This window comes from Polaromonas sp. P1_F1 (assembly GCF_056405795.1).
Genome location: NZ_JBFUBJ010000012.1, coordinates 1 through 22799, shown reverse-complemented (window position 1 = coordinate 22799; position 22799 = coordinate 1). Strand labels below are relative to the sequence as shown.

The following is a 22799-nucleotide window of genomic DNA, read 5'->3' as shown; positions in this document are numbered from 1 at the left end:
CGGCCCTTCGCTGCGCGTGCCTTCTGTCCGGCACTGAGCTTCATCTGCTGTGACTGACGTCACCCAGCAACGCGCCTACCGCGCGCCGTGTCCCGGCTGCGGTGCGCCTGTTGAATTCCGCAGCGCGCAGTCCACCCATGCGGTGTGCGGCTACTGCCAGAGCACTGTCGTGCGCGATGGTGACACACTATCGCGCATCGGCAAGATGGCCGAACTGTTCAACGATTTCAGTCCCCTGCAGCTGCAGGCCTCCGGGGTCTGGCAGGGCCGCAACTTCACGCTGGTCGGCCGGCTGCAATACAAGTACGCCCAGGGAACCTGGACCGAGTGGTATGCCATTCTGGATGACGGCAGCGCGGCCTTCCTGAGCGAGGACAACGGCGCGTATGTGTTCAGCCGGCCCACCAGCCTGCAGCGCGCCGTACCGCCCGCAGAAAACTTTCGCATCGGCGCCACCACGGCGATCAATGCCAAGCCATTCAGTGTGGCCTCCAACGAGAGCGTTGTGCTGCTGTCGGCACAGGGCGAGCTGCCGCGCCTGCCAGCGCTGGGCATGCCTTTTGCTGTGGTCGAACTGCGCAGCACGGATGGCGATGTGCTCAGTGTTGACTACGGCACGGCATCTGGTGGCGGCGCGCCGGCACTCTCGCTGGGCCGTTCGGTGCTGCTTGACGAGCTGAAGCTGGCTGGCCTGAAGGACGAGTCTGCCAAGGAAGAAAGCGGCAGGCAGTTCAGCTGCCCCAACTGCGGAGCGACGGTGGCGGTTACGCTGGCTGCCAGCAAAAGCATCACCTGCAGTTCCTGCAACAGCCTCATCGACCTGAGCCAGGGCACAGGCGCCGCGCTTCAGCATGCGATCCAGGACGAACCGGTTGCCCCGCTGATCACGCTGGGAAGCACGGGCCAGTTGCTGGGCACGCAATGGCAGGTCGTTGGGTTCCAGCACCGCATGGGGTACGAGCCCGACGACCCGGACGAGCACTTCGGCTGGGATGAATACCTGCTCTACAACCGCAAGCGCGGCTTTACCTTTCTGGTGGACGCCACCGACGGCTGGAGCGTGGTCAAGCCCCTGACCGGCGCGCCCACCTTCAAGACGGGTGGCGACAGCGCCACCTACCTCAAGACCACCTACCGCCTGCAAAGCAGCTACCGCGCCGAGACCACGTATGCCGCCGGCGAGTTCTACTGGCAGGTTCAGCGCGGGCAAAAAACCTTTAACCGCGATTTCGCCAGCGGCAGCGCGCTGCTGTCCCAGGAAGAGGCGCCGAACGAAGTCACCTGGTCCAGCGGCAGCAAGCTGGACGGCGGCCTGGTGGCCAGGGCCTTCAAGCTTGAAGGCAAGAAAGACCTCTTCAAGCGCGCGGATGCCAAGCCCCTGAGCAGTGCGTCGGGCATGGGTTGCGGCACCATTGTTGTGGTGGTTCTGGTGATACTGGTGGTTCTGTTGCTGGTCACGCGCTGCTCGCGCTGCGACCCGAATGTCGAGAACTGTTCTTCGTCCAGCAGCTCGCGCAGTTCAGGCGGCTCATTCGGTGGATTTTCCGGCGGAGGCGGCCATAAATGAAGCCGGCCCCTTTCTATTCAACCTGGCAGATTTTTTCTGGAGAACATCATGGGACTTGAATGGCTTAAACCCGCCGCTTTCCTCGGCTCGATTTTGTTCGCGCTGATCGGCGTGATCATCTTCTGGCTGAGCTTTGTCATCATTGACAAAATGACGCCGTACGACCTGTGGCTGGAGATTGTCGAGAAGCAGAACGTGGCGCTGGCGCTGGTGGTTGCCGCGATGGCGCTGGGCATCTGCGTAATAGTAGCCGCCGCCATCCACGGGTAGTTCCCGGCTACTGCGCGAACTGGGGGCGGCGTTGGCCGGTGCTCGGAATCCTCATGTACCCGCAGGTACATTCCGGTTCCTGCGCGCCGTCCGCCTTGCCCGCAGCTCGCTCGCTACGCCCTTGACGCCGTCGTGATACCGGCTCGCTTCGCATCGCAGTTCTGCATATCCCATCCATCGGCACCCTCGTTTTGAACACTAAACCCCCCTCCACCGTTGCCACACCGCGCCCTCTTGAGGTCGCGCTGCTGGCCAGCGTCTTTGTGGTCGCGGCGTGCGGGCTGGTGTATGAGCTGGCGGCAGGGGCTTTGGCTTCTTATCTGCTGGGCGATTCGGTGCTGCAGTTTTCCACCATCATCGGTAGCTATCTGTTTGCCATGGGTATTGGGTCCTGGTTGTCGCGGTTTTTCGAGCGGCAATTGCCGGCCCATTTTTTGCGCATTGAGTTGATGGTGGCGCTGGTGGGCGGTGCGCTGCCGGCCACGCTGTTTCTGGCGAATGCCTATGTGCCCGGCGCCTTTCGCTTTCTACTTTACGCTCTGGTGCTGCTGGTCGGCACGCTGGTGGGGCTGGAGATTCCGCTGGTTATGCGCATCCTGCGGCGCAACGTGGCGCTCAAGGAGCTGGTGTCGCAGGTGCTCACCTTCGACTACCTGGGCGCATTGGCCGTGTCGCTGGCTTTTCCGCTGGTGCTGGTGCCGCATCTGGGCCTGATACGCACCGGCCTGCTGTTTGGCCTCATGAACGCGGCTGTCGCGGTGTGGGCGCTGTGGCTGTTCCGCCATGAGCTGCGGCACGTCAAGTCGCATGCCCTGGCTTGCCTGGGTGTCTTGTGCGCACTGGGCGCCGGCTTTGCGGGTGCGAACCAGATCACCACACTGGCCGAAGACCATTTCTACCAGGACCGTGTCATCTTCACCGCCACCACGCCTTACCAGCGCATCGTGGTGACGAACGGCCGCGCCGGCCACCGCCTGTTCCTCAACGGCAACCTGCAGTTCGCCGAGCGCGACGAATACCGTTATCACGAAGCGCTGGTGCACCCGGTGATGAGCGCGCACGGTGCGCCGAAAAAAGTCGCGGTGCTGGGCGGCGGCGACGGCATGGCGGTGCGCGAAGTCCTGAAATACCCGAGTGTGGAAAGCGTCACACTGGTAGAGCTGGACCCGGCCATGACGCAGCTGTTCAGCCAGCAGCCCGCCTTGAAGCGCCTGAACGGCGATGCGCTGCTGTCGCCCAAGGTGCGCATCGTGAATGCCGACGCCTTCCAGTGGCTGGACAAAAACGCCGGCATGTTCGACATCATCATCGTGGACTTCCCCGACCCGACCAATTTTTCCATCGGCAAGCTCTACACCAACTCGTTTTATGCGCTGCTCGACCAGCACCTTTCGGCCAGCGGCTATGCGGTCATCCAGACCACGTCTCCCCTGGTGGCGCGGCGCAGCTACTGGACGGTGGTGAGCACGCTGGAATCCGTCGGGCTCAAGGCCGCCCCCTATCACGCCAATGTGCCCAGTTTTGGCGAATGGGGTTTTGTGGTCGCCAGCCGACGGCCTTTCAGCCCCACGACGCAAAGCGGCGCCTTGCCCGCCGGCCTGCGTTTTCTGGACCCGCAGACCTTGCCCTTGCTGTTTGATTTCCCTGTGGACATGGCACGCGTGCCGGCGCCCGTCAACCGGCTCTCCAGCCAGGAACTGGTGCACAGTTACGAGCAGGAATGGGGCAAGGTGCTGCATTGAAGCGCCGGGATTTCCTGGCCGCCTCCGCACTTCCGCTGCTGGGCTGCAAGGAGGCCACGCATGTCGAAGGCGGTTTTGTGGGTGCGAACCATGAGCGCGGCCATCTGCTTCGGCCTGACGAGACCGGCAGAGCCCGTGCCTGGCCGGCCCCTTCCGTCACCCGGCGCACCCGCGTACTAATTGCCGGCGGCGGTGTCGCCGGCCTGGCGGCGGCGCGTGCGCTGCGCCTGCGCGGCATGCAGGACTTCGCGCTGCTGGAGCTGGAAGACCAGGCCGGTGGCAACAGCCGCGCAGGCGTGGTCAATGGCGTGCCTTGCCCGCTGGGCGCGCACTACCTGCCGGTGCCCGGGGATGCGGCGCGTGATGTGCAGGATTTGCTCGAAGAACTTTCACTGCGCCAGCGCGTGGCCGGCCGCTGGGTGTATGACGAACGCCATTTGTGCCACAGCCCGCAGGAGCGGCTGTTCATCAATGGCCAGTGGCAGGAAGGGCTGCTGCCCCTGCAGGATGCCGGTGCTGCCGTGCTGGCCGAGTACCGGCGCTTTGCGGTGCTGGTGCAGCAGACCTCGTCTGCAGCCGCATTCCCGATTCCTGTTGCCGGAGTGCCCTTGGCACCGCAACACCGCGCGCTGGATGCCGTGACGTTCAAGGCATGGCTGGACCAGCAGCAACTCACCAGTACGCCACTGCGCTGGTACCTCGACTATTGCTGCCGCGACGATTACGGCGCGGGCCTGGACACGGTATCGGCCTGGGCCGGCATCCATTACTTCGCCAGCCGGCATGGTTTTCAAGCGCCCGGCGACGCAGCTTCTGCGGAGCGCGAAGCGGGTGTGCTCACCTGGCCCGAGGGCAACGGCTGGCTTACCCGCCAATTGGCTGCACCACTCGGTGAACGCCTGTACGCCGGCCGCACCGTGGTTCGCGTGGCTGCGGGCCGTCATGGTGTAGAGGTCGATGCCTTCAATGCGGCGACCCAGACCGTCGAGCGCTGGCAGGCTGAGCAATGCATCCTGGCGATGCCGCTGTTTGTGGCGGCGCGTGTGGTGGAAAGCCCGCCGCCCGCATTGCGCGAAGCCGCCGGCCAGCTGCGTTACGCACCCTGGCTGGTGGCCAACCTGCACATCAAGGCCGCGCTGCACGACCGGCCCGGTGCCGCACCCAGCTGGGACAACGTCATCTACGGCGGGGACGCAGCAGGCAGCGTTGCGCAGGCAGGCCTGGGTTACGTCGACGCCATGCACCAGAGCCTGCAGGCCGTGCCCGGCGCCACGGTGCTCACGTATTACCGCGCCTTTGGCATTGAACCGGCGGGCCGCAAAGCCTTGTACGAGAAGCCCTGGACGCACTGGCGTGACAGCGTGCTGGCCGAGCTGTCGGCGCCGCATCCTGATCTGCCCGGCAAGGTCACGCGCATGGAAATCATGCGTTATGGCCATGCGATGAGCACGCCGGTGCCGGGTGTGCGCAACAGTGCGGCTTTGCGGGCGCTGCAAGGGCGTTTGCAGGCGCCTTGGCAGCGGCTGCATTTTGCGCACAGTGATTTATCGGGGTATTCGGTGTTTGAGGAGGCTTTTACGCAGGGGCATCACAGAGGGACTTCACTGGCCTGACCGCGTGTCGGCCAGATGGATGGAGGCCCTTGGACCGGATGGCAACTTGGCTTAGCATGAGAGCCAGCCAGGCGTGACCCGGTGGGAGGTATGGATGGAATTCGACCAGATGTTTGAAACCCTGGCCGCCTTGCCGGCCGCGGAGCAACGGCAGTGGGCGCTGGCCGTGCTGGGCGTTCTCGCCACCATGGCGCTGGTGCTCCTTGTTGAGCGCCGCTACTTCAAAAGAAGCCAGAGAACCGGCAGTTGGATCGCGTTGAGGCTGGCATCGGCGTTGTTGGCGCCGCTCACCTTTGCCGCCGTGGTGGTTCCGGCCCGGTCTGTATCGGGCATGGAAGCCCTTGCTGTTTTTTATGTAGCCCTTTTCACTGCCGTGCCGCTTTTATGGTTTGGCGGCCATCTGCTGGTGGGCCGCGGCTTGCGGCCCGCCTTGACGACCAGCGAATGCATGGTGCTCGCCATTGTGGGCATCGGCATCCTGGCGATTCCCGCCACCGCATTCATGGCCGCGCAATTTCCGATGGAAGATGCGGCGCGGCGCCTGGCAACCCAGCGGCAGAAAGCACCTGGCTCCACGCCGCTTGCGCATACGGCCGGCCCTCTCCGGCGTTTTACGGTGCCGGGGGCCGGCGAGGTTTACGCGCAGTCGTTGACCGCCCCGGTCGGCATCCGGCTGGAGCGGGTCGATGACAGACGCAACGGGCCCTGGTACGACACGCGGGGCACCACGCATCCGGTGTTCTGCAGACAGGGCGAGGATTTGCACTTGATGTGGTCAGCGAGCGAGCCGGCGCCGCAATTGCGCCTGCACTGGGTGCAAGCAGACGGCCGGCGTGTGAAGGGAGAGTTTTTTGCGGACCCTCGGACGGCGTCCGCAGACACCCCTGAGTTTTCAATCGCTTTTCGTCCCGACGGGTTTGACCCGGTGGCGCCGATTCCCCGCGTGCGCGCCTACCTGGGCATTCTTCAGCGGGATGGCACGATGTACACCAATATGCTCAATCCGTTGCAACCGGGGGAGACGTCGCAGAACGACTGCCTGATGCAGGGCTACCGTCGTGTGGGGTGGCCGGACGAGGGAGTGGTGCAGAAGGTCAGTATCACGTTTCAGTTGCCGATGGGCGCGCTACCCTTGCGGGGAGAACTTGTGCGGCCAGCCGTTGAGGCTAAGTAGGCAGGCCGGATAATCTCGTTGCGCCATGGCAAATGGCTAATCCAGAAGGAAACTCATGCCGGACTTTGTGGTTTACCGGGCAAGGCCCATGTCTTTGTTGTCGTGCGGTGTACTGGCAACGCTGCTTGCATCCTGTGCGGTCAACAAACAGGCGGCCGATACAGTGGTGCTGACGGGGCGCGTGGAAAAGGTCTATGACCCCTGCACCCAATCCCTGACCAATAACTTCACGGCCAATGTTGAGCAGCCACCCGGCATAGCGGCCATCGGCAGGGCAATGGAGCCTCTGCTCAAGCCAATCGACAAGGCCTTGGCACCGCGAGAGTGTCTTTTCTTGATACGCCAGACCAATACCGAGCAGCTCTTTTTTCGGACCAGTCAGAATTTTGCCGTTGGCAGTTGTGTGAAGGTCTACCTGACGGCCGAAAAAATGCGTGCCTGGAAAAGCATCAATCCCTTGATGACCAACACGTTGGTGGAACCAGGTTCGGCGATAGAGGCAAGCGATTGCCCCTGAGCGAAACGCTATTCCCAAAGCGCTCTTACCCCTTCATCAACGCCTCAATCTCATCCCCATCCACCGGCACACCCCGCGTCATCAGCTCACAGCCCTTGGCGGTCACCAGCGCATCGTCCTCAATCCGGATGCCGATGTTCCAGAACTCCTTGGGCACGTTCTTGCCGGGGCGTACATAAATACCGGGCTCGATGGTCAGCACCATGCCGGGCCGCAGGATGCGTGAGGGCTTGCGCATCACGGTCTGGCCCAGGGCGTCTTTTTCCTCGCGCGGCTTGCTGCCGGGCTCGGTGTAGTCGCCGCAGTCATGCACGTCCATGCCCATCCAGTGGCCCGTGCGGTGCATGTAAAACTGGCGGTAGGCGCCGGACTCGAGCACGTCGTCGACCTTGCCGTGCTTCTTTTTGTCGAGTAGGCCGGTGTCCAGCATGCCTTCCACCAGTACACGCGTCGCAGCATCGTGCGGATCTAAAAAGCGTTTGCCGGGCTTTGTCACTTTCACCGCGGCGACCTGCGCGGCCAGCACGATGTCGTACAGCGTGCGCTGGGCCGGCGTGAACTTGCCGTCTGCCGGGAAGGTGCGGGTGATGTCGCTGGCGTAGCCGTCCAGTTCGCAGCCGGCGTCGATCAGGCACAGCTGGCCGGGTTTGAGTTCCGTATCGCCGGCGCGGTAATGCAGGATGCAGGCGTTGGCGCCGGCCGCGACGATGCTGCCGTAAGCCGGAAACTGCGAACCATGGCGGCGGAACTCGTGCAGCAGTTCAGCTTCGAGGTGGTATTCACGCAGGCCGCCCTTCAGTTTCCCGTTGGCACCGTTGCGCAGCATCGCTGCCGAGGTCTGCATGGCGCGTACGTGGGCACCGGCTGAAATCTTGCCGGCGCGCTTGAGGATGGCGACTTCATGGCTGTCTTTGACCAGCCGCATTTCGTCGAGCAGCTTGCACAAATCGTGCTGGCTTTGCGGGCACTCGGCGCCGTAACGCACGCGGGCGCGCACCTTGTTCAACCAGCCGTCCACTTGGGTTTCCAGGCCCTTGTGTGTGGCAAATGGAAACCACACGGCGCTCTGGTTGCTCAGCAGCCCAGGCATTTTTTCTTCCAGCGCTTCCACACTGAAGGCGGCGTCCACACCCAGCGCGGCGGGCGCGGCCTTGGGGCCCAGGCGAATGCCGTCCCAGATCTCACGCTCCAGGTCCTTGGGCCGGCAAAACAGCGTGGTCTTGCCGCTGGCCTCAATCACCAGCCAGCTGTCGGGTTCGCTGAAGCCGGTCAGGTAATAAAAATAGCTGTCGTGGCGGTAGGGAAAGTCGCTGTCGCGGTTGCGCGGGTATTCGGGCGCGGTGGGCAGCAGGGCGATGCCGCCGCCGGCCGCCTTCAGGGCGCGGGCAATGGCAGCGCGGCGTTTTTCGTAGATCGTGGTGGTGCTCATATGCGTTCCGCTTCAGTTTGTGGTGGTTTGATTCAGCTCGTGCAGCCGCGCCGGTGTGCCGACATCGGTCCAGGCGCCTTCATACAGCTCGGCGCTCACGGCCTGATTGTCCATCGCCGTACGCAAAAGCGGTGCCAGCGGGGCTTTCAGGCCCTGGGGGTTGCCGAAGGGCAGGCTGTCGAACAACTCGCGCCGGTACAGGCCGATGGTGCTGTAGGTGAATTTGGGCTGCGGGTTGTCCTTGGGCAGGTTCAACGCCAGGCCGTCGGGGCTGAGGCCAAAGTCGCCTTTCGGGTTGTGTGCGGGGTTGGGCACCAGCCAGAGGTGGGCCAGCGTGTTGCCGGCGGCAAACCGGGCAACGGCGGCTTGGGTGAACTCAAAGCCGGGCACAAACACATCACCCGCCAGCACCCAGAAAATGTCACCCAGCAGCGGCAACGCACGCGCAATGCCTCCGGCGGTTTCCAGTGCGCCGCCAAAATCCACGCCTTCGTGTGAGTATGAAATTGATAGCTGCTTGCGCCCGTCCTTATTGGGCTGTAGCCCGAAATGGCTTGAAGAAAGCGCCGAAAAATGGGCCGGAACCTGTTCACCCAGCCAGGCCGTGTTGATGACCAGGCCGGTAAAACCACCGCGCACCAGCGCAGTAACCTGCCAGTCAATCAGCGGCTTGCCGCGCACCGGCAGCAGGGGCTTGGGCGTGGTGTCGGTCAGCGGGCGCATGCGCTCGCCGCGGCCGGCGGCCATGATCATGGCTTTGATGGGTGCAGAGGGCATGACGGCAGTTTAACGGGGCCGCTCATGCAGAATGGATGAACCAAAATTCGAAAGCCTGCCGATGATTCCTCCCGAGATCCACGCTGAAATCATGAGCCGCCTCGCGGCCACCGAACGGGAGCACGGTGTGCGCATCCTGATGGCGATCGAGTCCGGCAGCCGGGCCTGGGGCTTTGCGTCGCCGAACAGTGATTTCGACGTGCGCTTTATTTACGCGCGGCCGGCCGACGACTACCTCTCGCTTGATCTTGAGGACCGCCGTGACGTCATCGAGTACCCCATCGTCGACGACATCGACCTCAACGGTTGGGACCTGCGTAAAGCGCTGCGCCTGTTCTGGAAGTCGAATCCGGAATTTGTCGAGTGGATCCAGTCGCCGATCAAATATATGGAAAACGGTCCCTTTGCCGAAGAGGCGAGGCGGCTGTTGCCCCTGGTCTACTCGTGCGAGCGGGGCATACACCATTACCGCAGTTCGGCCAAGGGCAACTACCGCGAACACCTGCAGGGTGAGATGGTGCGGCTCAAGAAGTATTTTTATGTGCTGCGGCCGCTGCTCGCGGTGCGCTGGCTCGAGCGCTACGGCACAGCCGCGCCTATCGAGTTCGCCAGCCTGCTGCACCTGATCGAGGGTGAGACGGACCTGCTCGCCGACATCGACGAAATGCTGGAGAAAAAACGCGGCGCGCCTGAATTGGGCCTGTCGGCGCCTTTCCCGCGAGTCAATGCCTTTATTGAGGTTGAGCTTGCCAGGCTGGATGCGGCGATCCCGGAACGCGATGATCTTCGGCCCGTGCTGCCGACCCTCAACGCGCTCTTTTTGACGACCGTGCGCGAGAAGTGGTGAGCCGGCCTACTGCGTATCTCCCCGGTCCAGCGACCGCTGCTCGGTCCATTCCGGATTAAAGCGCCGCACCAGCGCGTCCATCAGGCCGCGCGCCCTGGCGGAGTGGTCGCCGCCGAAGTTGCACACATAGACGTCCAGCGTTACTGCTTTTTGCTCAGGCCAGGTGTGCACGCACACATGCGACTCGGCCAGCAGCACGGTAGCCGTGATGCCCCCGGGGCCGTGCACGGTGTCTGGAAAAGTGTGAAACAGCTGGTTAACGGCCTGCAGGCCGGCCGCCCGCACAGCCTGCACGCACCAGTCGCCCAGCCGGGTGGCGTCGGTCAGCCAGGCCGGGTCGCAGCGGCATTTGTAAAGGTCGGCGGTCAGGTGAAGGCCTTGCATGCCCCTGACTTTAGTGCATGGCGGGGTGCTGTCCAGCCAAATCGGGTTCAAACCCCCGCCAAACCGGCGGGCAGGGCCCAAACGGTAAAATACCGGGTTACCCCTGATCTTTCCCCCTCCCGGAGCTGCCTACATGGCCAATACGCAAATGATGGCGAATGCGATACGCGCACTCGCAATGGACGCCGTTCAACAAGCCAATTCCGGACATCCCGGCGCCCCCATGGGCATGGCCGACATGGCAGTCGCCCTCTGGGGCAGCCACCTCAAGCACAGCCCGCACAACCCCAACTGGTTCGACCGCGACCGTTTTGTGCTGTCCAACGGCCACGGCTCCATGCTGATTTATGCCGTGTTGCACCTCACCGGCTACAAGCTGCCCATCGGCGAACTCAAGAACTTCCGTCAGCTCCACAGCAAAACCCCCGGCCACCCCGAATACGGTTACACCCCCGGCGTTGAAACCACCACCGGCCCGCTGGGCCAGGGCCTGACCAATGCGGTCGGCATGGCGCTGGCTGAAAAGCTGCTCGCCAAAGAGTTCAATCGCGAAGGCCACACCGTCGTCGACCACAACACCTATGTGTTCATGGGCGACGGCTGCCTGATGGAAGGCATCAGCCACGAAGCGGCCGCGCTCGCCGGTGCGTGGAAGCTCAACAAGCTGGTCGCGCTGTATGACGACAACGGCATCTCCATCGACGGCCAGGTCGCGCCCTGGTTCATCGACAACACCGCCGTGCGTTTTGCCGCCTACGGCTGGAACGTGCTGGGCCCCATCGACGGCCACGACGCCGAGCTGGTCTCGCAGGCCATCGAAGGCGCGAAGAAGTCCAACGACAAGCCCACGCTGATCATCTGCAAGACGCATATCGGCAAAGGTTCGCCCAACCGCGCCAACACCGCCAAGGCCCACGGCGAGCCGCTGGGCGCCGAAGAAATCAAGCTCACGCGCGAAGCCCTCAACTGGCCTTACGCACCGTTTGAAGTGCCGAAAGAAACCTACGACGCCTGGGACGCCAAGGCCAAGGGCCTGTCTCTTGAGGCCGCCTGGGACGCGAAATTCGCTGCCTACAAGGCCGCGCACCCCGCACTGGCCGCCGAGCTGGCCCGCCGTATGAAGGGCGACCTGCCCAAGAGCTTCTCGCAACTGGCTGTCGACACTGTCATCGGCGCACACACCAAGGCCGAAACCGTGGCCTCGCGCAAGGCTTCGCAGCTCGCACTCGAAGCCTTCACCGCCGGCCTGCCAGAGTTGCTGGGCGGCTCGGCCGATTTGACCGGCTCCAACCTCACCAACACCAAGTCCACGCCCAACCTGCGCTTTGACATGAACGGCGAAGTCGTGCTGACGGCCAATGCCGAAGGCGTGAGCGCCGGTGGCCGCCACATCAACTACGGCGTGCGCGAATTCGGCATGGCCGCCATCATGAACGGCATTGCGCTGCACGGTGGCTTCATTCCCTACGGCGGCACCTTCCTGACCTTCAGCGACTACAGCCGCAACGCCATCCGCATGGCCGCGCTGATGAAGATCCGCGTCATCCACGTCTTCACGCACGACTCCATCGGCCTCGGTGAAGACGGCCCGACGCACCAGTCCATCGAGCACGCCGCGAGCCTGCGTTTGATTCCCAACCTCGACGTCTGGCGTCCGGGCGACACGGCTGAAACGGCTGTTGCCTGGGCCGTCGCGCTCGAGAACAAGAACAAGCCGACGGCGCTGCTGCTGAGCCGCCAGAACCTGCCTTACGCACCGAAGAACGACCTCGGTGAAATCAGCAAGGGCGCTTATGTGCTGGCCGAGCCCGCCGAAGTGGGCCTGAACAAGAAGGCCCAGGCCGTCATCATCGCCACGGGTTCTGAAGTGCAACTCGCGCTCAAGGCGCAAGAGCTGCTCGCCGCTCACAAGATCGCTGTGCGCGTGGTTTCCATGCCCAGCACCACGACCTTTGACAAACAGAAAACGGCGTACAAATCCGAAGTGCTGCCCGAAGGCATCCCCCGCATCGCGGTGGAAATGGGCGTGACGGACGGCTGGTGGAAATACGGCTGTGCCGCCGTGGTGGGCATCGACAGCTACGGTGAATCGGCGCCCGCGCCAGTGCTGTTCAAGCACTTTGGCTTTACCGCCGAGAACGTGGCCGACACCGTGCGCAAGGTGCTGCGCAAGTAAACACGCGGATAACGGACACGGCCGCCCAATTCAACAAGATTTCAACTTCCAGGAGCAACAGCAGATGACTATCAAACTTGGCATTAATGGTTTTGGCCGTATCGGCCGCAACGTGTTTCGCTCGGCCATCAAAAGCTTTGGCGACATTGAAATCGTCGGCATCAATGATTTGCTCGAGCCTGAGTACCTGGCCTACATGCTGAAGTACGACTCGGTGCACGGCCGCTTCGAAGGCGACGTGTCCGTTGAAGGCAACACGCTGATCGTCAACGGCAAGAAGATCCGCCTGACGCAGGAACGTGACCCCGCCAACCTCAAGTGGGGCGATATCGGCGCCACCGTGGTGCTGGAGTCCACGGGCCTCTTCCTCGACAAGGCTTCCGGTGAGAAGCACCTGGCCGCCGGCGCGAAGAAGGTCATCTTCTCGGCACCGTCGAAAGACGACACCCCGATGTTCGTTTTCGGCGTCAACGACAAGACCTACAAGGGCGAGGCCATCATTTCCAACGCCAGCTGCACCACCAACTGCCTGGCGCCTATCGCCAAGGTGCTGAACGACAAGTGGGGCATCAAGCGCGGCCTGATGACGACCGTGCACGCGGCCACTGCCACGCAGAAAACCGTGGACGGCCCGTCGAACAAAGACTGGCGCGGCGGCCGCGGCATCCTGGAAAACATCATTCCCTCCAGCACCGGCGCTGCCAAGGCTGTGGGCGTGGTGATCCCCGAGCTCAACAAGAAGCTGACCGGCATGTCCTTCCGCGTGCCCACCTCCGACGTGTCGGTGGTTGACCTGACCTGCGAGCTCAACAAGGAAGCCACGCTCAAGGAAATCTGCGCCGAAATGAAAGCGCAAAGCGAAGGCGCACTCAAGGGCATCCTGGGCTACACCGAAGACAAGGTCGTTGCCACCGACTTCCGCGGCGAGACCTGCACCAGCGTGTTTGACGCCGATGCGTCCATCGCGCTCGACGGCACCTTCATCAAGGTCGTCGCCTGGTACGACAACGAATGGGGCTACTCCAACAAGTGCCTCGAAATGGTCCGCGTGGTGGCGAAGTAATTCACTTCAACATCGCCAATAAAAAAGCGCCTCCGGGCGCTTTTTTATTGTCAGTGCAATACTCGGCGACCAGTCGCCCTGAAAGGTTCATGCTGATGCCCCTGACGTTCAAAAAACTCAACGAACAAGTGGTGAGTGTTCATCTGAGCAGCGGCGAGCTGGTGGGCCAGCTCAAACTGATTGGCGGCGTGTGGAAGTTCAAGGCCATTGGCTACACCGCAGACGGCCATGTAGTGCCCGGCGGTGGGCCGCTGACGGATCGCCACAACATGACTTTCGCCGCGCTGGACGAGGTGGTGGTCAATGCGGGGCTGATGCCTCCCTGAGTGGCAGGTCAATCAGGCAAGTGCAGGCCGGGCCGTTCATCGTCCCAGGCCATCGCGCTCATCTTCCAGCCTTCAGGCGTTTTGACGAACTGCGTCGAGATCATGCCGCGCGCCTCGAATGCCTCGCCGTTCATCGTGCCGGCCTTGCCGTAAGCGCTGTAGCGATGGGCAATGTTGCCGAAGATTTGTGTGGTTTCCGACAGCTCCCATTCCCTGAAGCGCGTCAGTGCACCGCTGTCCACCAGAGCCTGCCGCGGCGCGATGAATTCGCGCACGCTGGAAATCTCGGGTGCGGTTCCTGTGTTCTTGATCAGGAGGCCTGCGTCGATGAAGAGCGCGTGAATGTCATCGTACGACGGCACGCTGCCCGGCTCAAACGAGACGGCGCGAAAGAACGCCTGCGCCAGCGCATTCAGTTCGTTTTTGACCGCCTGGGAGTTGGGCTCCTGGCTCATGGCATCTCCTTGTGTTGGCGGGAGTGTAGGCGTCTGCTGCCGCACCCCACAGGCGGCGTTTGCGAAACCCGATATTGCCTGGGGGTACTGCGGGGAGGTTGACTGGTAATGCCGGAGTTATGCGAAAAGTGCCCCGGAGCAGCTAAGAACAAGCGCGGGCAGCTATTAAAAATATAGCAGCGAGGTGCTGCTCGGCCGTCAGTCGCCCGTCGGCCGCTCTTCGCGTCCGCCCGGGTGCCGCGCAAAGCGCGCCGGCTCCCGCCCATGCACCGGCGCGTCATCGCCAAACGACCAGCCGCCAAACTGCGTGCGCTGGTAGTCCGCCATGGTTTGCGCGATTTCGGCTTGCGTGTTCATGACAAACGGGCCGTACTGCACCACCGGCTCACCAATGGGCTTGCCTTGCAGCATCAGGAATTCGGCCTCCTCGCTGCCGTTGATGATCTCTGCGTCCACGCCGGCCCGCAGCTCGATGGCGCTGTCCACACTCACCGCCTGACCGCCCAGCGTCGCCGACTGCCCCTTGAAAAAATAGAGCTGGCGCCGCGTGCCTTCGCCCGTTGCGGCGGGCAGCGTCCAGCGGGCGCCGGGCACCATGCGAATCGTCCAGATCGCCACGTCGGCCTCGGCCTGCGAGGCCCACGAATCCGGCGGCGGCGCCAGCGGCGCGGTTTGGGTATTTTGAATACGGCCGGCAATCACGGCCACTTCGGTGCCGCGCCCTTCGGCATCCTTGATGTCCAGGCGCGGAATGTCCTGCGACCAGAACATGGTGAAATGCGGCTCGCTCATCTTGCCGGCCGCCGGCAGGTTCAGCCAGATCTGGAACAGCTCCAGTGGATTGGGATTTTGCTGGTCCAGCAAAGGGAACATCTCGGAATGGACCACGCCCTTGCCGGCCGTCAGCCACTGCACGTCGCCGCGGCCAAAGCGCGCTGTCGCGCCCAGGGAGTCGGAATGGTCGATCAGTCCCTTGCGCACTATGGTCACGGTTTCAAAGCCGCGATGCGGGTGCGCGGGAAAGCCCGGCACCGTGCTGCCGTGGTACATGTTCCAGCCGTCCTTGCGGGCAAAGTCCTGGCCGATGTTGCGCCCCGCGAATGAAGCATCCGGGCCCATCTGCGCATTGCCTTTGGGATAGGCGTCGTCGTGATACACGCAAAAGAGGAACGGGTCGAGCGTTGCCCACGGAAAGCCGAGTGGCTTGATCTGGAGGACGGGATGAGTGGTGGGGCTTGCGGCGAGGTCGGCAGGCATGAGGAGGCCTTTCTGGCGTGAAACTTTCAAAGAACACATATGAGGTTGGCCGCTGTCCTTTCAAGTTGCGCCGCCAACCCATGCGGCGGGCCTGGCCTCGGAGATTTAAGGGAAATATGCCTGTAGCCCTTATGTGGTGAGCGCAAGCAGCTATAAAATCAATAGCATTTGCAGGACGCTCTCCACCAGCCGCCTGCCCCTTCCTCAGGCCTTCAGTTTCCAGCCCGTGCGGAAGATCCACCACACCGCGCCGAGGCACAGCCCCAGAAAGCCCATGATGGCCGCCACGCTGATGCCTACGTTGACATCGGCCACCCCGTAAAAACTCCAGCGAAATCCGCTGATCAGGTAGACCACCGGGTTGAACAGGGCGACCTTCTGCCACAGCGGAGGCAGCATGTTGATCGAATAAAACGCGCCACCGAGGAAAGTCAGCGGCGTCACCACCATCAGCGGCACAATCTGCAGCTTCTGGAAGTTGTCGGCCCACAGCCCGATGATGAAACCGAACAGGCTGAAGGTCAGCGCGGTCAGCAGCAGGAAGCACAGCATCCAGAAAGGGTGCGCGATCTCATAAGGCACGAAGAGGCGCGCCGTTGCCAGAATCAGTAGCCCCAGCATGACGGATTTGCTCGCCGCGGCGCCCACATAGCCCATCACCACCTCCATCGATGACACCGGCGCCGACAGCAGCTCGTAAATTGTCCCCGACCATTTCGGCATGTAGATGCCGAAGGCGGCGTTCGAGATGCTCTCGTTGAGCAGCGACAGCATGACGAGGCCGGGAATGATGAAGGCACCGTAGCGGATGCCGTCGATGTCTCCCATGCGTGAACCGATGGCCGCCCCGAACACCACGAAGTACAGCGAGGTCGAGATCACCGGCGAGGCGATGGATTGCATCAGCGTGCGGAAGGTGCGCGCCATTTCAAAGCGGTAAATAGCGCGGATGGCGTGCCAGTTCATGCGGCCTCCTTCTGGGCGCCAGGTTTGTCGGCATGCACCAGGCTCACGAAGATGTCTTCGAGCGAACTCTCGCTTGAATGCAGGTCCTTGAAGTCAATGCCGAGTTCGGCCAGCTGCTTGAGCAACGCCGCAATACCCGTCTCCTCGGTTTGTGTATCGAAGGTGTAGACCAGCGTGTGGCCCTCTTTCGTCAACTCAAGCGGCAGCCCTGCCAGCGCATCCGGAATGCTTTGCAGCGGTGTTTGCAGTTGCAGGCTCAGTTGCTTCTTGCCCAGCTTGCGCATCAGCACCGTTTTGTCTTCGACAAGAATCAGCTCGCCCTTATTGATGACGCCAATGCGGTCGGCCATCTCCTCGGCTTCCTCAATATAGTGCGTGGTCAGGATGATGGTGACGCCGCTGTCGCGCAGCTCCCGCGCCATTTGCCACATGCCCTTGCGCAGCTCGACGTCGACGCCCGCGCTGGGCTCATCGAGGAACAGGATGGTGGGCTCGTGCGACAGCGCCTTGGCAATCAATACCCGGCGCTTCATGCCGCCGGAGAGCGCCATGATCTTGCTGTCCTTCTTGTCCCACAGCGAAAGGTCGCGCAGTACTTTCTCGATGTAGGCGGGGTTCGGCGGCTTGCCGAACAGGCCCCGGCTGAAGCTCACGGTGGACCACACGGTTTCAAACGCATCGGTCGAAAGCTCCTGGGGGACCAGCCCGATCCTGGCGCGAGCGGCGCGGTAGTCACGCACGACGTCGTGTCCATCGGCCGTCACGCTGCCCGAGCTGGGATTGACAATGCCGCAGACGATGCTGATCAAGGTGGTCTTGCCTGCGCCGTTGGGGCCGAGCAGGGCGAAAATCTCGCCGCGCTGGATATCCAGGTCCACCGACTTGAGCGCATGAAAGCCCGAAGCGTAGGTCTTGCTGAGTTTTTGGATGGAAATAATGGGTTGCACGCGGCATCCTGATGTGAAAGTGGCGCCGGAAGATTCTTCGGCGCCAGAAGAGACCCGAATCATTCTATAGAGCGCTCGTGAAAAAGCCGGGACTAGGGTTTTCAGGACGGTGCGCTCAGGCCGTCTGGTTTTTTCTCAGCGTCGGCAAGCCGACACCGGCAGACTCAAAGCCACCATCCACAGCCAGCACCTGGCCATTGACATAGCTGGCTGCCGGGCTGCACAAAAAGCCCACGGCCGACGCGATTTCTTCCACGGTGCCGTAGCGCCCCAGCGGAATCACGTCGTGGTAGTCCGAGCGGATCGCCACGCTGTGAACCAGCTTGGCCATTTCCGTGTCCACCGGCCCGGGCGCGATCACGTTGGCCCGGATGCCGAGGGTGCCCAGCTCAACCGCCTGCTGCTTGGTCAGCTGGATGAGCGCGGCCTTGCTGGTGCCGTACGCCACGCGAAGCGTGCTTGCACGCAAGCCCGAGATCGACGCGATGTTGACAATGCTGCCACCGCCCGTACGCTTCATGATGGGCACGCAAGCCTGGCTGCACAAAAACGCGCCATCCAGGTTGACGCCCAAAACCCGGCGCCATTCTTCAAATGTTGTCTCACCGATAGGCTTGAATACCGCGATGCCGGCGTTATTGACCAGCGCATCGATACGGCCAAAGCGGGCGTCCACCTCCTCCATGGCCGATTGCACCTGCGCCGGGTCGGCCACGTCGCAATGCACCGCCAGTACGCGGCCTGCATCCTGAATGGCGCCAGCGGCTGGGAGCAGCGTGTCGCTGTCGATATCCAGAAGCGCCACACGGTACCCGTTGGCCAGAAACCATTTCCCGATGGCAAGGCCAATGCCGCGAGCACCCCCTGTCACGACGGCCACGGGGCTGGTTGAAGAAGTTGCGGTCATGGATGTCCTTGCCTTGTTGTCTGGTGTGAATGAAGAAAGGGCTTTGGCGGTGTGGGCGAAAGTTCAGGTTGAAGTTTGCACTATTGGACGTGTTTACGCGCGTTTGCGATGCTGCCGATTCGGGACACGCTGTCGTGGGCCCGTCCTACAGCATGCGCGCTCGCCAATGGGTACCTTGAGCACTCATCCTGTTGTCTGCATCAGAAATGATTCTTTCAAGATGGCCAGGCATGCGACAACCGCTTGCGGTTTTCGAATGTGTGACCTTCAGCAAAAGCGTTGTGGCTGGTATCGGTTTCATGCACATGATCCGTAAAAAAAACAGTTCACGGTCAAGGCAGGAACGAACTGTTGACGCACCTTGGTGCGAATTTTCCCAGAGGATCACTATGACAATGAAACACGCATTCCTTTTATCCACACTGGTCGCAACGTTGGGCCTTGTTGCTTGCGAGCGGACGGTTGTCGCGCCGCCTGCGGCAGTTGTCACCGTGCCCGGGCCTGCAGGTCCTGCGGGCGCCACGGGTGCCGCCGGCACTGACGGCGCCAAGGGGGCCACGGGCGCTGGCGTCGGTATTCCAGGCCCGACCGGCGCTACCGGTGCGACTGGAGCGACGGGCTCTACCGGTTATGAGGGCGCAACCGGTGCTACCGGCGCCACAGGCGACACCGGAAAGACCGGCAGGACCGGTGCCACGGGCGATACGGTCGTGATCGTTCCCGCGCCCGCACGATAAGGTTTTCGGCTGTACAGGCCGGCGAGCGCGTGAATGCTCGCCGGCCTTTTTTGTTTTCAGCGGCGGGGACAAGGCGTTTAACCGGCCCGCAATTCCGGAAAGGGCTCACGCCACGCCGGCAGCTGATTAAGCCGGTCGTGCCAGCGCCGGATTTCCGGGAAATTGTCCAGCGGCAAGCGTGCCTTTTCAGCGTATGGCAAGGTGATGGCCACCGCAAAGTCGGCTACCGTCAGTGCGTCACCGACGAGGTATTCGCGCCCCTTCAGGTGCGCTTCGAGCACGCTGGCGTAGCGCTCGAAGTCGGGTGTCACCCTCGCAATCTCGGCCGGGTCGGCCTCGCGCTGCAGGAAGCGCGGCTTGATGATGTGTTCGAAATAAAAAGTCCCGGCGGCTGGCGCGAACTCGGTGGCATCCCACATCAGCCAGCGCATCGCCTCGGTCTGGCGTTGGTCGCGTGGCCACAGGTCAGAACCGGCTTTCTCCGCCAGGTGGCACATGATGGCATTCGACTCCCACAAGGTCGTGGTGCCGTCCACCAGCACCGGCACCTTGGCATTGGGGTTCATTGCGCGGAACTGTGGCGTACGGTGTTCGCCTTTTTCGAGCGCGACGTAAATGAACTCCACCGGCAGCTTCAAGTGCCTGGCGACGGCGCAGGTTTTTCGCGGGTTCAGCGTGTCCGAGTAATAAAGCTTCATGCTGACTCACTTCATCGTTAATTTTCAGGCCGCCATGCGGGGAAGGTCGGACCACACCGGCCTGACCTCTATGGTTGCGGCCCTGGCCATGGGATGGCCGGCTGCAATGTCGATCGCCTCCTGCATGCCGGCGCATTCAATCAGCCCGTAGGCCGCCATTTTTTCTGCGCTATCGGTGAAAGGGCCGTTGGTTACCGCGCGCTTGCCGCCGCGCACCCGAACCGTCATGGCGTCGTCGGGGGGTCGCAGCGGGTTGCCGTGCTTGAGGATGCCGCGGCTCCCCATGTCCTTTACCCAGGCGCCTATGTCGGCCACCAGCGCCGGCGTGGGCGCGAAGGCCGCGTCGTGGCAAATGATCAGCAGGAATTGCATGGGCTTTTCCCTCTCAAGGCATAGGCAGCGGCTTGATGACCATCCACGACACGCCGAAACGGTCGGCCACCATGCCGAAAGACGAAGCGTAAAAGGTCTTCATCATCGGCATCTCTACCTTGCCGCCGTCGCTCAATGCCTTGAACAGGCGCTGTGCTTCGGCGTCGCTGGCCGCAGTCAACGAGAGCGAGAAGCCCTTGAATTCCGGCTTGCCGTTGCCCATGCCGTCAGAGGCCATCACTTCCGTTTCGCCGATCCTGAAGCTGGCGTGCATGATGTTCTCACCCGGGATGGCACCGCCGTCCGGCCCGCAGCCTTCGGTCATGGGTTCCGGGTTCTCCTTGAAGCGCATCATCATCTTCACTTCGGCGCCAAGCGCCTTGCGGTAAAACTCGATGGCCTCTTCGCAGCGGCCGTTAAAAAAGAGATAAGACTGGATCAGCATGATTGACTCCTTCGTGGGTTGATAAGGCTGGGGGATTTTTCAGGCACTCATTTGCGCAGCGTGGGCTTCAACGTTCATCCAGGCGAGTTCCCAGAGATGACCATCCAGGTCTTCGAAGCCGTGCTGGTACATGAAGCCGTGGTCTTGCGCCTTGTTGGGCGTGGTCGCGCCGGCGGCCACGGCCTTGCTGACCATCTCGTCAACTTCCTGGCGGCTGTTGCATGAGAGGCAGATCAGCACCTCGGTGCTTTTGCGTGCGTCGCTCACCGGCTTGGGCGTGAAGGTCTTGAAAAATTTCTCGACCAGCAGCATGACGAAGCTTTCCTCGCTCACGATCATGCAGGTGGCGTTTTCATCGGTGAATTGCGGGTTGAATTTGAAGCCCAGCGCGGTGAAAAACTTCACTGATTTGCCCAGGTCTTTCACGGGCAGGTTCACAAACATCTTGGTCGTCACGGGTTTCTCCTTGAATGATTGAATGAGTAGGTGCTTCTTCAGGCCCTGTCATAGGCTTCCTGGAGTTCCTTGATATTGATCTTGCGCATCTTCAGCATGGCGCTCATGGCGGCGCCGGCCTTGGCCGGGTTCTTGTCGCCCAGCATGTCGCCGAGCGCGGTGGGGATGATCTGCCACGACAGGCCGAATTTGTCCTGGACCCAGCCGCACTGGTTGGGCGCGCCCCCGGCCGAGAGCTTGTCCCAGAGCTCGTCCACCTCTTCCTGCGTCTTGCAGTCCACGAACAGCGAAATCGCCGGTGTGAAGCTGAAGTGCGGGCCGCCGTTGAGTGCCATGAATTCCTGGCCTTCGAGCTGGAAACTGCCGGTCATGACGGAACCCTCCGGGCCCGGACCTTCCTTGCCGTAGCGCCTGAGCATGGTGATCTTCGAGTTCTTGAAGATCGAAACATAAAAATTCATGGCTTCCTCGGCCTGGTCGTTGAACCACAGGAAGGGGGTGATTTTCTGCATGGTCTGGTTCCTTGAAAGAAGAGCGTTTAAAGAATCGTTAAAGGCTTGCGGGCCTTGTGCGGTGGCCAAATCAGCAGTATTGTGTACACCGTCCACAAAAGAATAGCAAAGATAATGAACACTGTCCACATAAATAAGTAACAAGCCATGTCGACCGCGCCTCCCTCCCAGCCAGTCCCGCCGCCCCGCAGCACTTACCGCCACGGGGACCTGCGGCGTGCCTTGCTGGAGGCCGGGGTGGAACTGGCCCGCGCCGGCGGGCCCGAGGCTGTGGTGTTGCGCGAAGCCACGCGCCGCGCGGGCGTTGCGCCTAATGCGGCCTACCGCCATTTTGAAAACCGCCAAGCTTTGCTGTATGCGGTTCGTTCAGCCGCGCTGGCGGCCGTGGCCCGCGCGATGGAGGCCGAACTGGCTGCGCTGCCCCAGGGTTTGCCGCCAGCCGAATTCGCCCGCGCCAACGTGCGCGCGGTTGGCGCCGGCTATTTGCGGTTTGCGCAGGCAGAGAGCGGGTTGTTCCGTACGGCCTTTGGCCCCTCGGATGATCTGAAAGAAAGAGCCCAGGGCGCGCCGGCAGACACCGAGCGCAAAGGGGAAAGCGGCCTGGACCCCTTCGAGTTGTTGGGTGCCGCGCTCGACAAACTTGTGGGCGCCGGCGTGTTGCCGCCCGAGCGCCGCCCCGGGGCTGAGTTCCTCGCCTGGTCGGCGGTACACGGCCTGGCCATGCTGGTGATTGACGGCCCGCTGGGCCCCCTCATCGGCCCGCAGATGCAGCAGATCGGCGAGCGCCTGCTGGACATGGTTGAAAAGGGCCTGTGCGGGGACTAAGGGGAGTTGACACCCATTGATTGAATTTGCCTAAGGCTTGGCCGGTGCATTGATGACAAAAGCCCGCCGGAGGCGGGCTTTGCGGACGAGATACTGATCGCGTGCCTTTGTGCGCTCAGAAGTTATGCTGAATGCCGACCCCGTAAACACGGATCACGTCATTGGCAACGCGGTTGTTCGGGTCCGAGCGGTCATAGAAGCCGTACAGCGAAGTGCGATTGCTCATCTTGTAGGAGTAGCCCGCCTGGAAGCGCTTGAGCTTGGCCGCAGGATCGCTCTGGACATCCTTGCGGATGTAGTTGGCCATGACCTTGCTGCTGGGCGTGATGTCCCACGA

25 protein-coding genes, 1 other RNA gene and 1 pseudogene are annotated in these 22799 nt (G+C 62.3%); 13 read left to right on the top strand and 14 right to left on the bottom strand.

Features of this window, described 5'->3' with window-relative positions; all coding sequences use genetic code 11:
- The first annotated feature begins 49 nt into the window (after positions 1–49).
- The 7 genes from AC1DZE_RS22300 to AC1DZE_RS22270 all read left to right on the top strand — a co-directional run bounded on the left by AC1DZE_RS22300 (position 50) and on the right by AC1DZE_RS22270 (position 6883).
- Positions 50–1567 (top strand): DUF4178 domain-containing protein, encoded by a 1518-nt coding sequence (locus AC1DZE_RS22300; protein ID WP_477700564.1) that lies wholly within the window; start codon positions 50–52, stop codon positions 1565–1567.
- Positions 1568–1615: 48 nt separating this feature from the next.
- On the top strand, positions 1616–1837 hold the full coding sequence (locus AC1DZE_RS22295; protein ID WP_007871890.1) for a DUF350 domain-containing protein: 222 nt from the start codon (positions 1616–1618) through the stop codon (positions 1835–1837).
- Between the two features lie 53 nt (positions 1838–1890).
- Positions 1891–1966, top strand: a non-coding RNA gene (locus AC1DZE_RS22290) — sX9 sRNA.
- A gap of 62 nt (positions 1967–2028) precedes the next feature.
- The gene (locus AC1DZE_RS22285; RefSeq protein WP_477672180.1) at positions 2029–3579 is read left to right on the top strand and encodes a polyamine aminopropyltransferase; all 1551 of its coding nucleotides are present in this window, start codon (positions 2029–2031) and stop codon (positions 3577–3579) included.
- Positions 3558–5192: an FAD-dependent oxidoreductase gene (locus AC1DZE_RS22280; protein WP_477670480.1), complete on the top strand. Its 1635-nt coding sequence runs from the start codon at positions 3558–3560 to the stop codon at positions 5190–5192. Before AC1DZE_RS22285 ends, AC1DZE_RS22280 begins: the two co-directional genes overlap by 22 nt.
- A gap of 94 nt (positions 5193–5286) precedes the next feature.
- Positions 5287–6366, top strand: coding sequence for a hypothetical protein (locus AC1DZE_RS22275; protein ID WP_477670481.1), 1080 nt, complete (start codon positions 5287–5289; stop codon positions 6364–6366).
- Positions 6367–6454: 88 nt separating this feature from the next.
- The gene (locus AC1DZE_RS22270) at positions 6455–6883 is read left to right on the top strand and encodes a hypothetical protein (RefSeq protein ID WP_477670482.1); all 429 of its coding nucleotides are present in this window, start codon (positions 6455–6457) and stop codon (positions 6881–6883) included.
- A gap of 25 nt (positions 6884–6908) precedes the next feature.
- Here the strand turns inward: AC1DZE_RS22270 and AC1DZE_RS22265 are convergent, their stop codons facing one another.
- Complete coding sequence (locus tag AC1DZE_RS22265) at positions 6909–8312, bottom strand: aminopeptidase P N-terminal domain-containing protein (protein WP_477670483.1); 1404 nt, start codon at positions 8310–8312, stop codon at positions 6909–6911.
- Between the two features lie 12 nt (positions 8313–8324).
- Positions 8325–9089 (bottom strand): nucleotidyltransferase family protein, encoded by a 765-nt coding sequence (locus AC1DZE_RS22260; protein ID WP_477672177.1) that lies wholly within the window; start codon positions 9087–9089, stop codon positions 8325–8327.
- Between the two features lie 31 nt (positions 9090–9120).
- Here AC1DZE_RS22260 and AC1DZE_RS22255 point away from each other — a divergent pair, with 31 nt between their 5' ends.
- Entirely contained in the window at positions 9121–9936 is an 816-nt protein-coding gene (locus tag AC1DZE_RS22255; protein WP_477672176.1) for a nucleotidyltransferase domain-containing protein, read from the top strand.
- Between the two features lie 6 nt (positions 9937–9942).
- Here the strand turns inward: AC1DZE_RS22255 and speD are convergent, their stop codons facing one another.
- Positions 9943–10320 (bottom strand): adenosylmethionine decarboxylase, encoded by a 378-nt coding sequence (speD, locus tag AC1DZE_RS22250; RefSeq protein WP_477672175.1) that lies wholly within the window; start codon positions 10318–10320, stop codon positions 9943–9945.
- Between the two features lie 133 nt (positions 10321–10453).
- Between speD and tkt the strand changes: the two genes are divergently transcribed.
- From tkt to AC1DZE_RS22235, 3 genes are all read left to right on the top strand, one after another.
- Positions 10454–12496 carry a transketolase gene (gene tkt, locus AC1DZE_RS22245; protein ID WP_477672174.1) on the top strand — a complete coding sequence of 681 codons (2043 nt, stop codon included), beginning with the start codon at positions 10454–10456 and terminating at the stop codon, positions 12494–12496.
- 64 nt (positions 12497–12560) lie between these two features.
- Positions 12561–13559, top strand: a complete 999-nt coding sequence (gene gap, locus AC1DZE_RS22240) for a type I glyceraldehyde-3-phosphate dehydrogenase (RefSeq protein ID WP_457281959.1) — start codon at positions 12561–12563, stop codon at positions 13557–13559.
- A gap of 89 nt (positions 13560–13648) precedes the next feature.
- Positions 13649–13885: a hypothetical protein gene (locus AC1DZE_RS22235; RefSeq protein WP_477667081.1), complete on the top strand. Its 237-nt coding sequence runs from the start codon at positions 13649–13651 to the stop codon at positions 13883–13885.
- 8 nt (positions 13886–13893) lie between these two features.
- On the opposite strand, the gene AC1DZE_RS22230 is transcribed toward AC1DZE_RS22235, so the two are convergent.
- The 5 genes from AC1DZE_RS22230 to AC1DZE_RS22210 all read right to left on the bottom strand — a co-directional run bounded on the left by AC1DZE_RS22230 (position 13894) and on the right by AC1DZE_RS22210 (position 18417).
- Positions 13894–14340 (bottom strand): hypothetical protein, encoded by a 447-nt coding sequence (locus AC1DZE_RS22230; RefSeq protein WP_477670488.1) that lies wholly within the window; start codon positions 14338–14340, stop codon positions 13894–13896.
- 198 nt (positions 14341–14538) lie between these two features.
- Positions 14539–15597 (bottom strand): pirin family protein, encoded by a 1059-nt coding sequence (locus tag AC1DZE_RS22225; protein ID WP_477700563.1) that lies wholly within the window; start codon positions 15595–15597, stop codon positions 14539–14541.
- A gap of 204 nt (positions 15598–15801) precedes the next feature.
- Positions 15802–16563, bottom strand: coding sequence for an ABC transporter permease (locus AC1DZE_RS22220; protein WP_457281963.1), 762 nt, complete (start codon positions 16561–16563; stop codon positions 15802–15804).
- On the bottom strand, positions 16560–17510 hold the full coding sequence (locus AC1DZE_RS22215) for an ABC transporter ATP-binding protein (protein ID WP_477700562.1): 951 nt from the start codon (positions 17508–17510) through the stop codon (positions 16560–16562). The genes AC1DZE_RS22220 and AC1DZE_RS22215 overlap by 4 nt, the downstream gene beginning before the upstream one ends.
- Before the next feature lie 115 nt (positions 17511–17625).
- Complete coding sequence (locus AC1DZE_RS22210; protein WP_477700561.1) at positions 17626–18417, bottom strand: SDR family NAD(P)-dependent oxidoreductase; 792 nt, start codon at positions 18415–18417, stop codon at positions 17626–17628.
- Between the two features lie 395 nt (positions 18418–18812).
- Between AC1DZE_RS22210 and AC1DZE_RS22205 the strand changes: the two genes are divergently transcribed.
- Positions 18813–19154: a collagen-like protein gene (locus AC1DZE_RS22205; RefSeq protein ID WP_477673699.1), complete on the top strand. Its 342-nt coding sequence runs from the start codon at positions 18813–18815 to the stop codon at positions 19152–19154.
- Between the two features lie 77 nt (positions 19155–19231).
- Here AC1DZE_RS22205 and AC1DZE_RS22200 read toward each other — a convergent pair whose 3' ends face one another.
- From AC1DZE_RS22200 to AC1DZE_RS22180, 5 genes are read right to left on the bottom strand one after another with little or no spacing between them, the layout of a single operon-like run.
- Positions 19232–19852, bottom strand: a complete 621-nt coding sequence (locus tag AC1DZE_RS22200; RefSeq protein WP_477670493.1) for a glutathione S-transferase family protein — start codon at positions 19850–19852, stop codon at positions 19232–19234.
- Positions 19853–19876: 24 nt separating this feature from the next.
- The gene (locus AC1DZE_RS22195) at positions 19877–20224 is read right to left on the bottom strand and encodes a YciI family protein (protein WP_477673698.1); all 348 of its coding nucleotides are present in this window, start codon (positions 20222–20224) and stop codon (positions 19877–19879) included.
- A gap of 13 nt (positions 20225–20237) precedes the next feature.
- On the bottom strand, positions 20238–20669 hold the full coding sequence (locus AC1DZE_RS22190; protein WP_477673697.1) for a VOC family protein: 432 nt from the start codon (positions 20667–20669) through the stop codon (positions 20238–20240).
- A gap of 39 nt (positions 20670–20708) precedes the next feature.
- A complete protein-coding gene (locus AC1DZE_RS22185) occupies positions 20709–21113 on the bottom strand; it encodes a VOC family protein (protein ID WP_477700573.1) in 405 nt (134 codons plus the stop codon).
- Positions 21114–21163: 50 nt separating this feature from the next.
- The gene (locus AC1DZE_RS22180; RefSeq protein WP_477670496.1) at positions 21164–21637 is read right to left on the bottom strand and encodes a VOC family protein; all 474 of its coding nucleotides are present in this window, start codon (positions 21635–21637) and stop codon (positions 21164–21166) included.
- 147 nt (positions 21638–21784) lie between these two features.
- Between AC1DZE_RS22180 and AC1DZE_RS22175 the strand changes: the two genes are divergently transcribed.
- The gene (locus AC1DZE_RS22175; RefSeq protein ID WP_477670497.1) at positions 21785–22462 is read left to right on the top strand and encodes a TetR/AcrR family transcriptional regulator; all 678 of its coding nucleotides are present in this window, start codon (positions 21785–21787) and stop codon (positions 22460–22462) included.
- 115 nt (positions 22463–22577) lie between these two features.
- Here the strand turns inward: AC1DZE_RS22175 and AC1DZE_RS22170 are convergent.
- Positions 22578–22799 (bottom strand): annotated as a pseudogene (locus AC1DZE_RS22170) (porin); the annotation flags it as partial.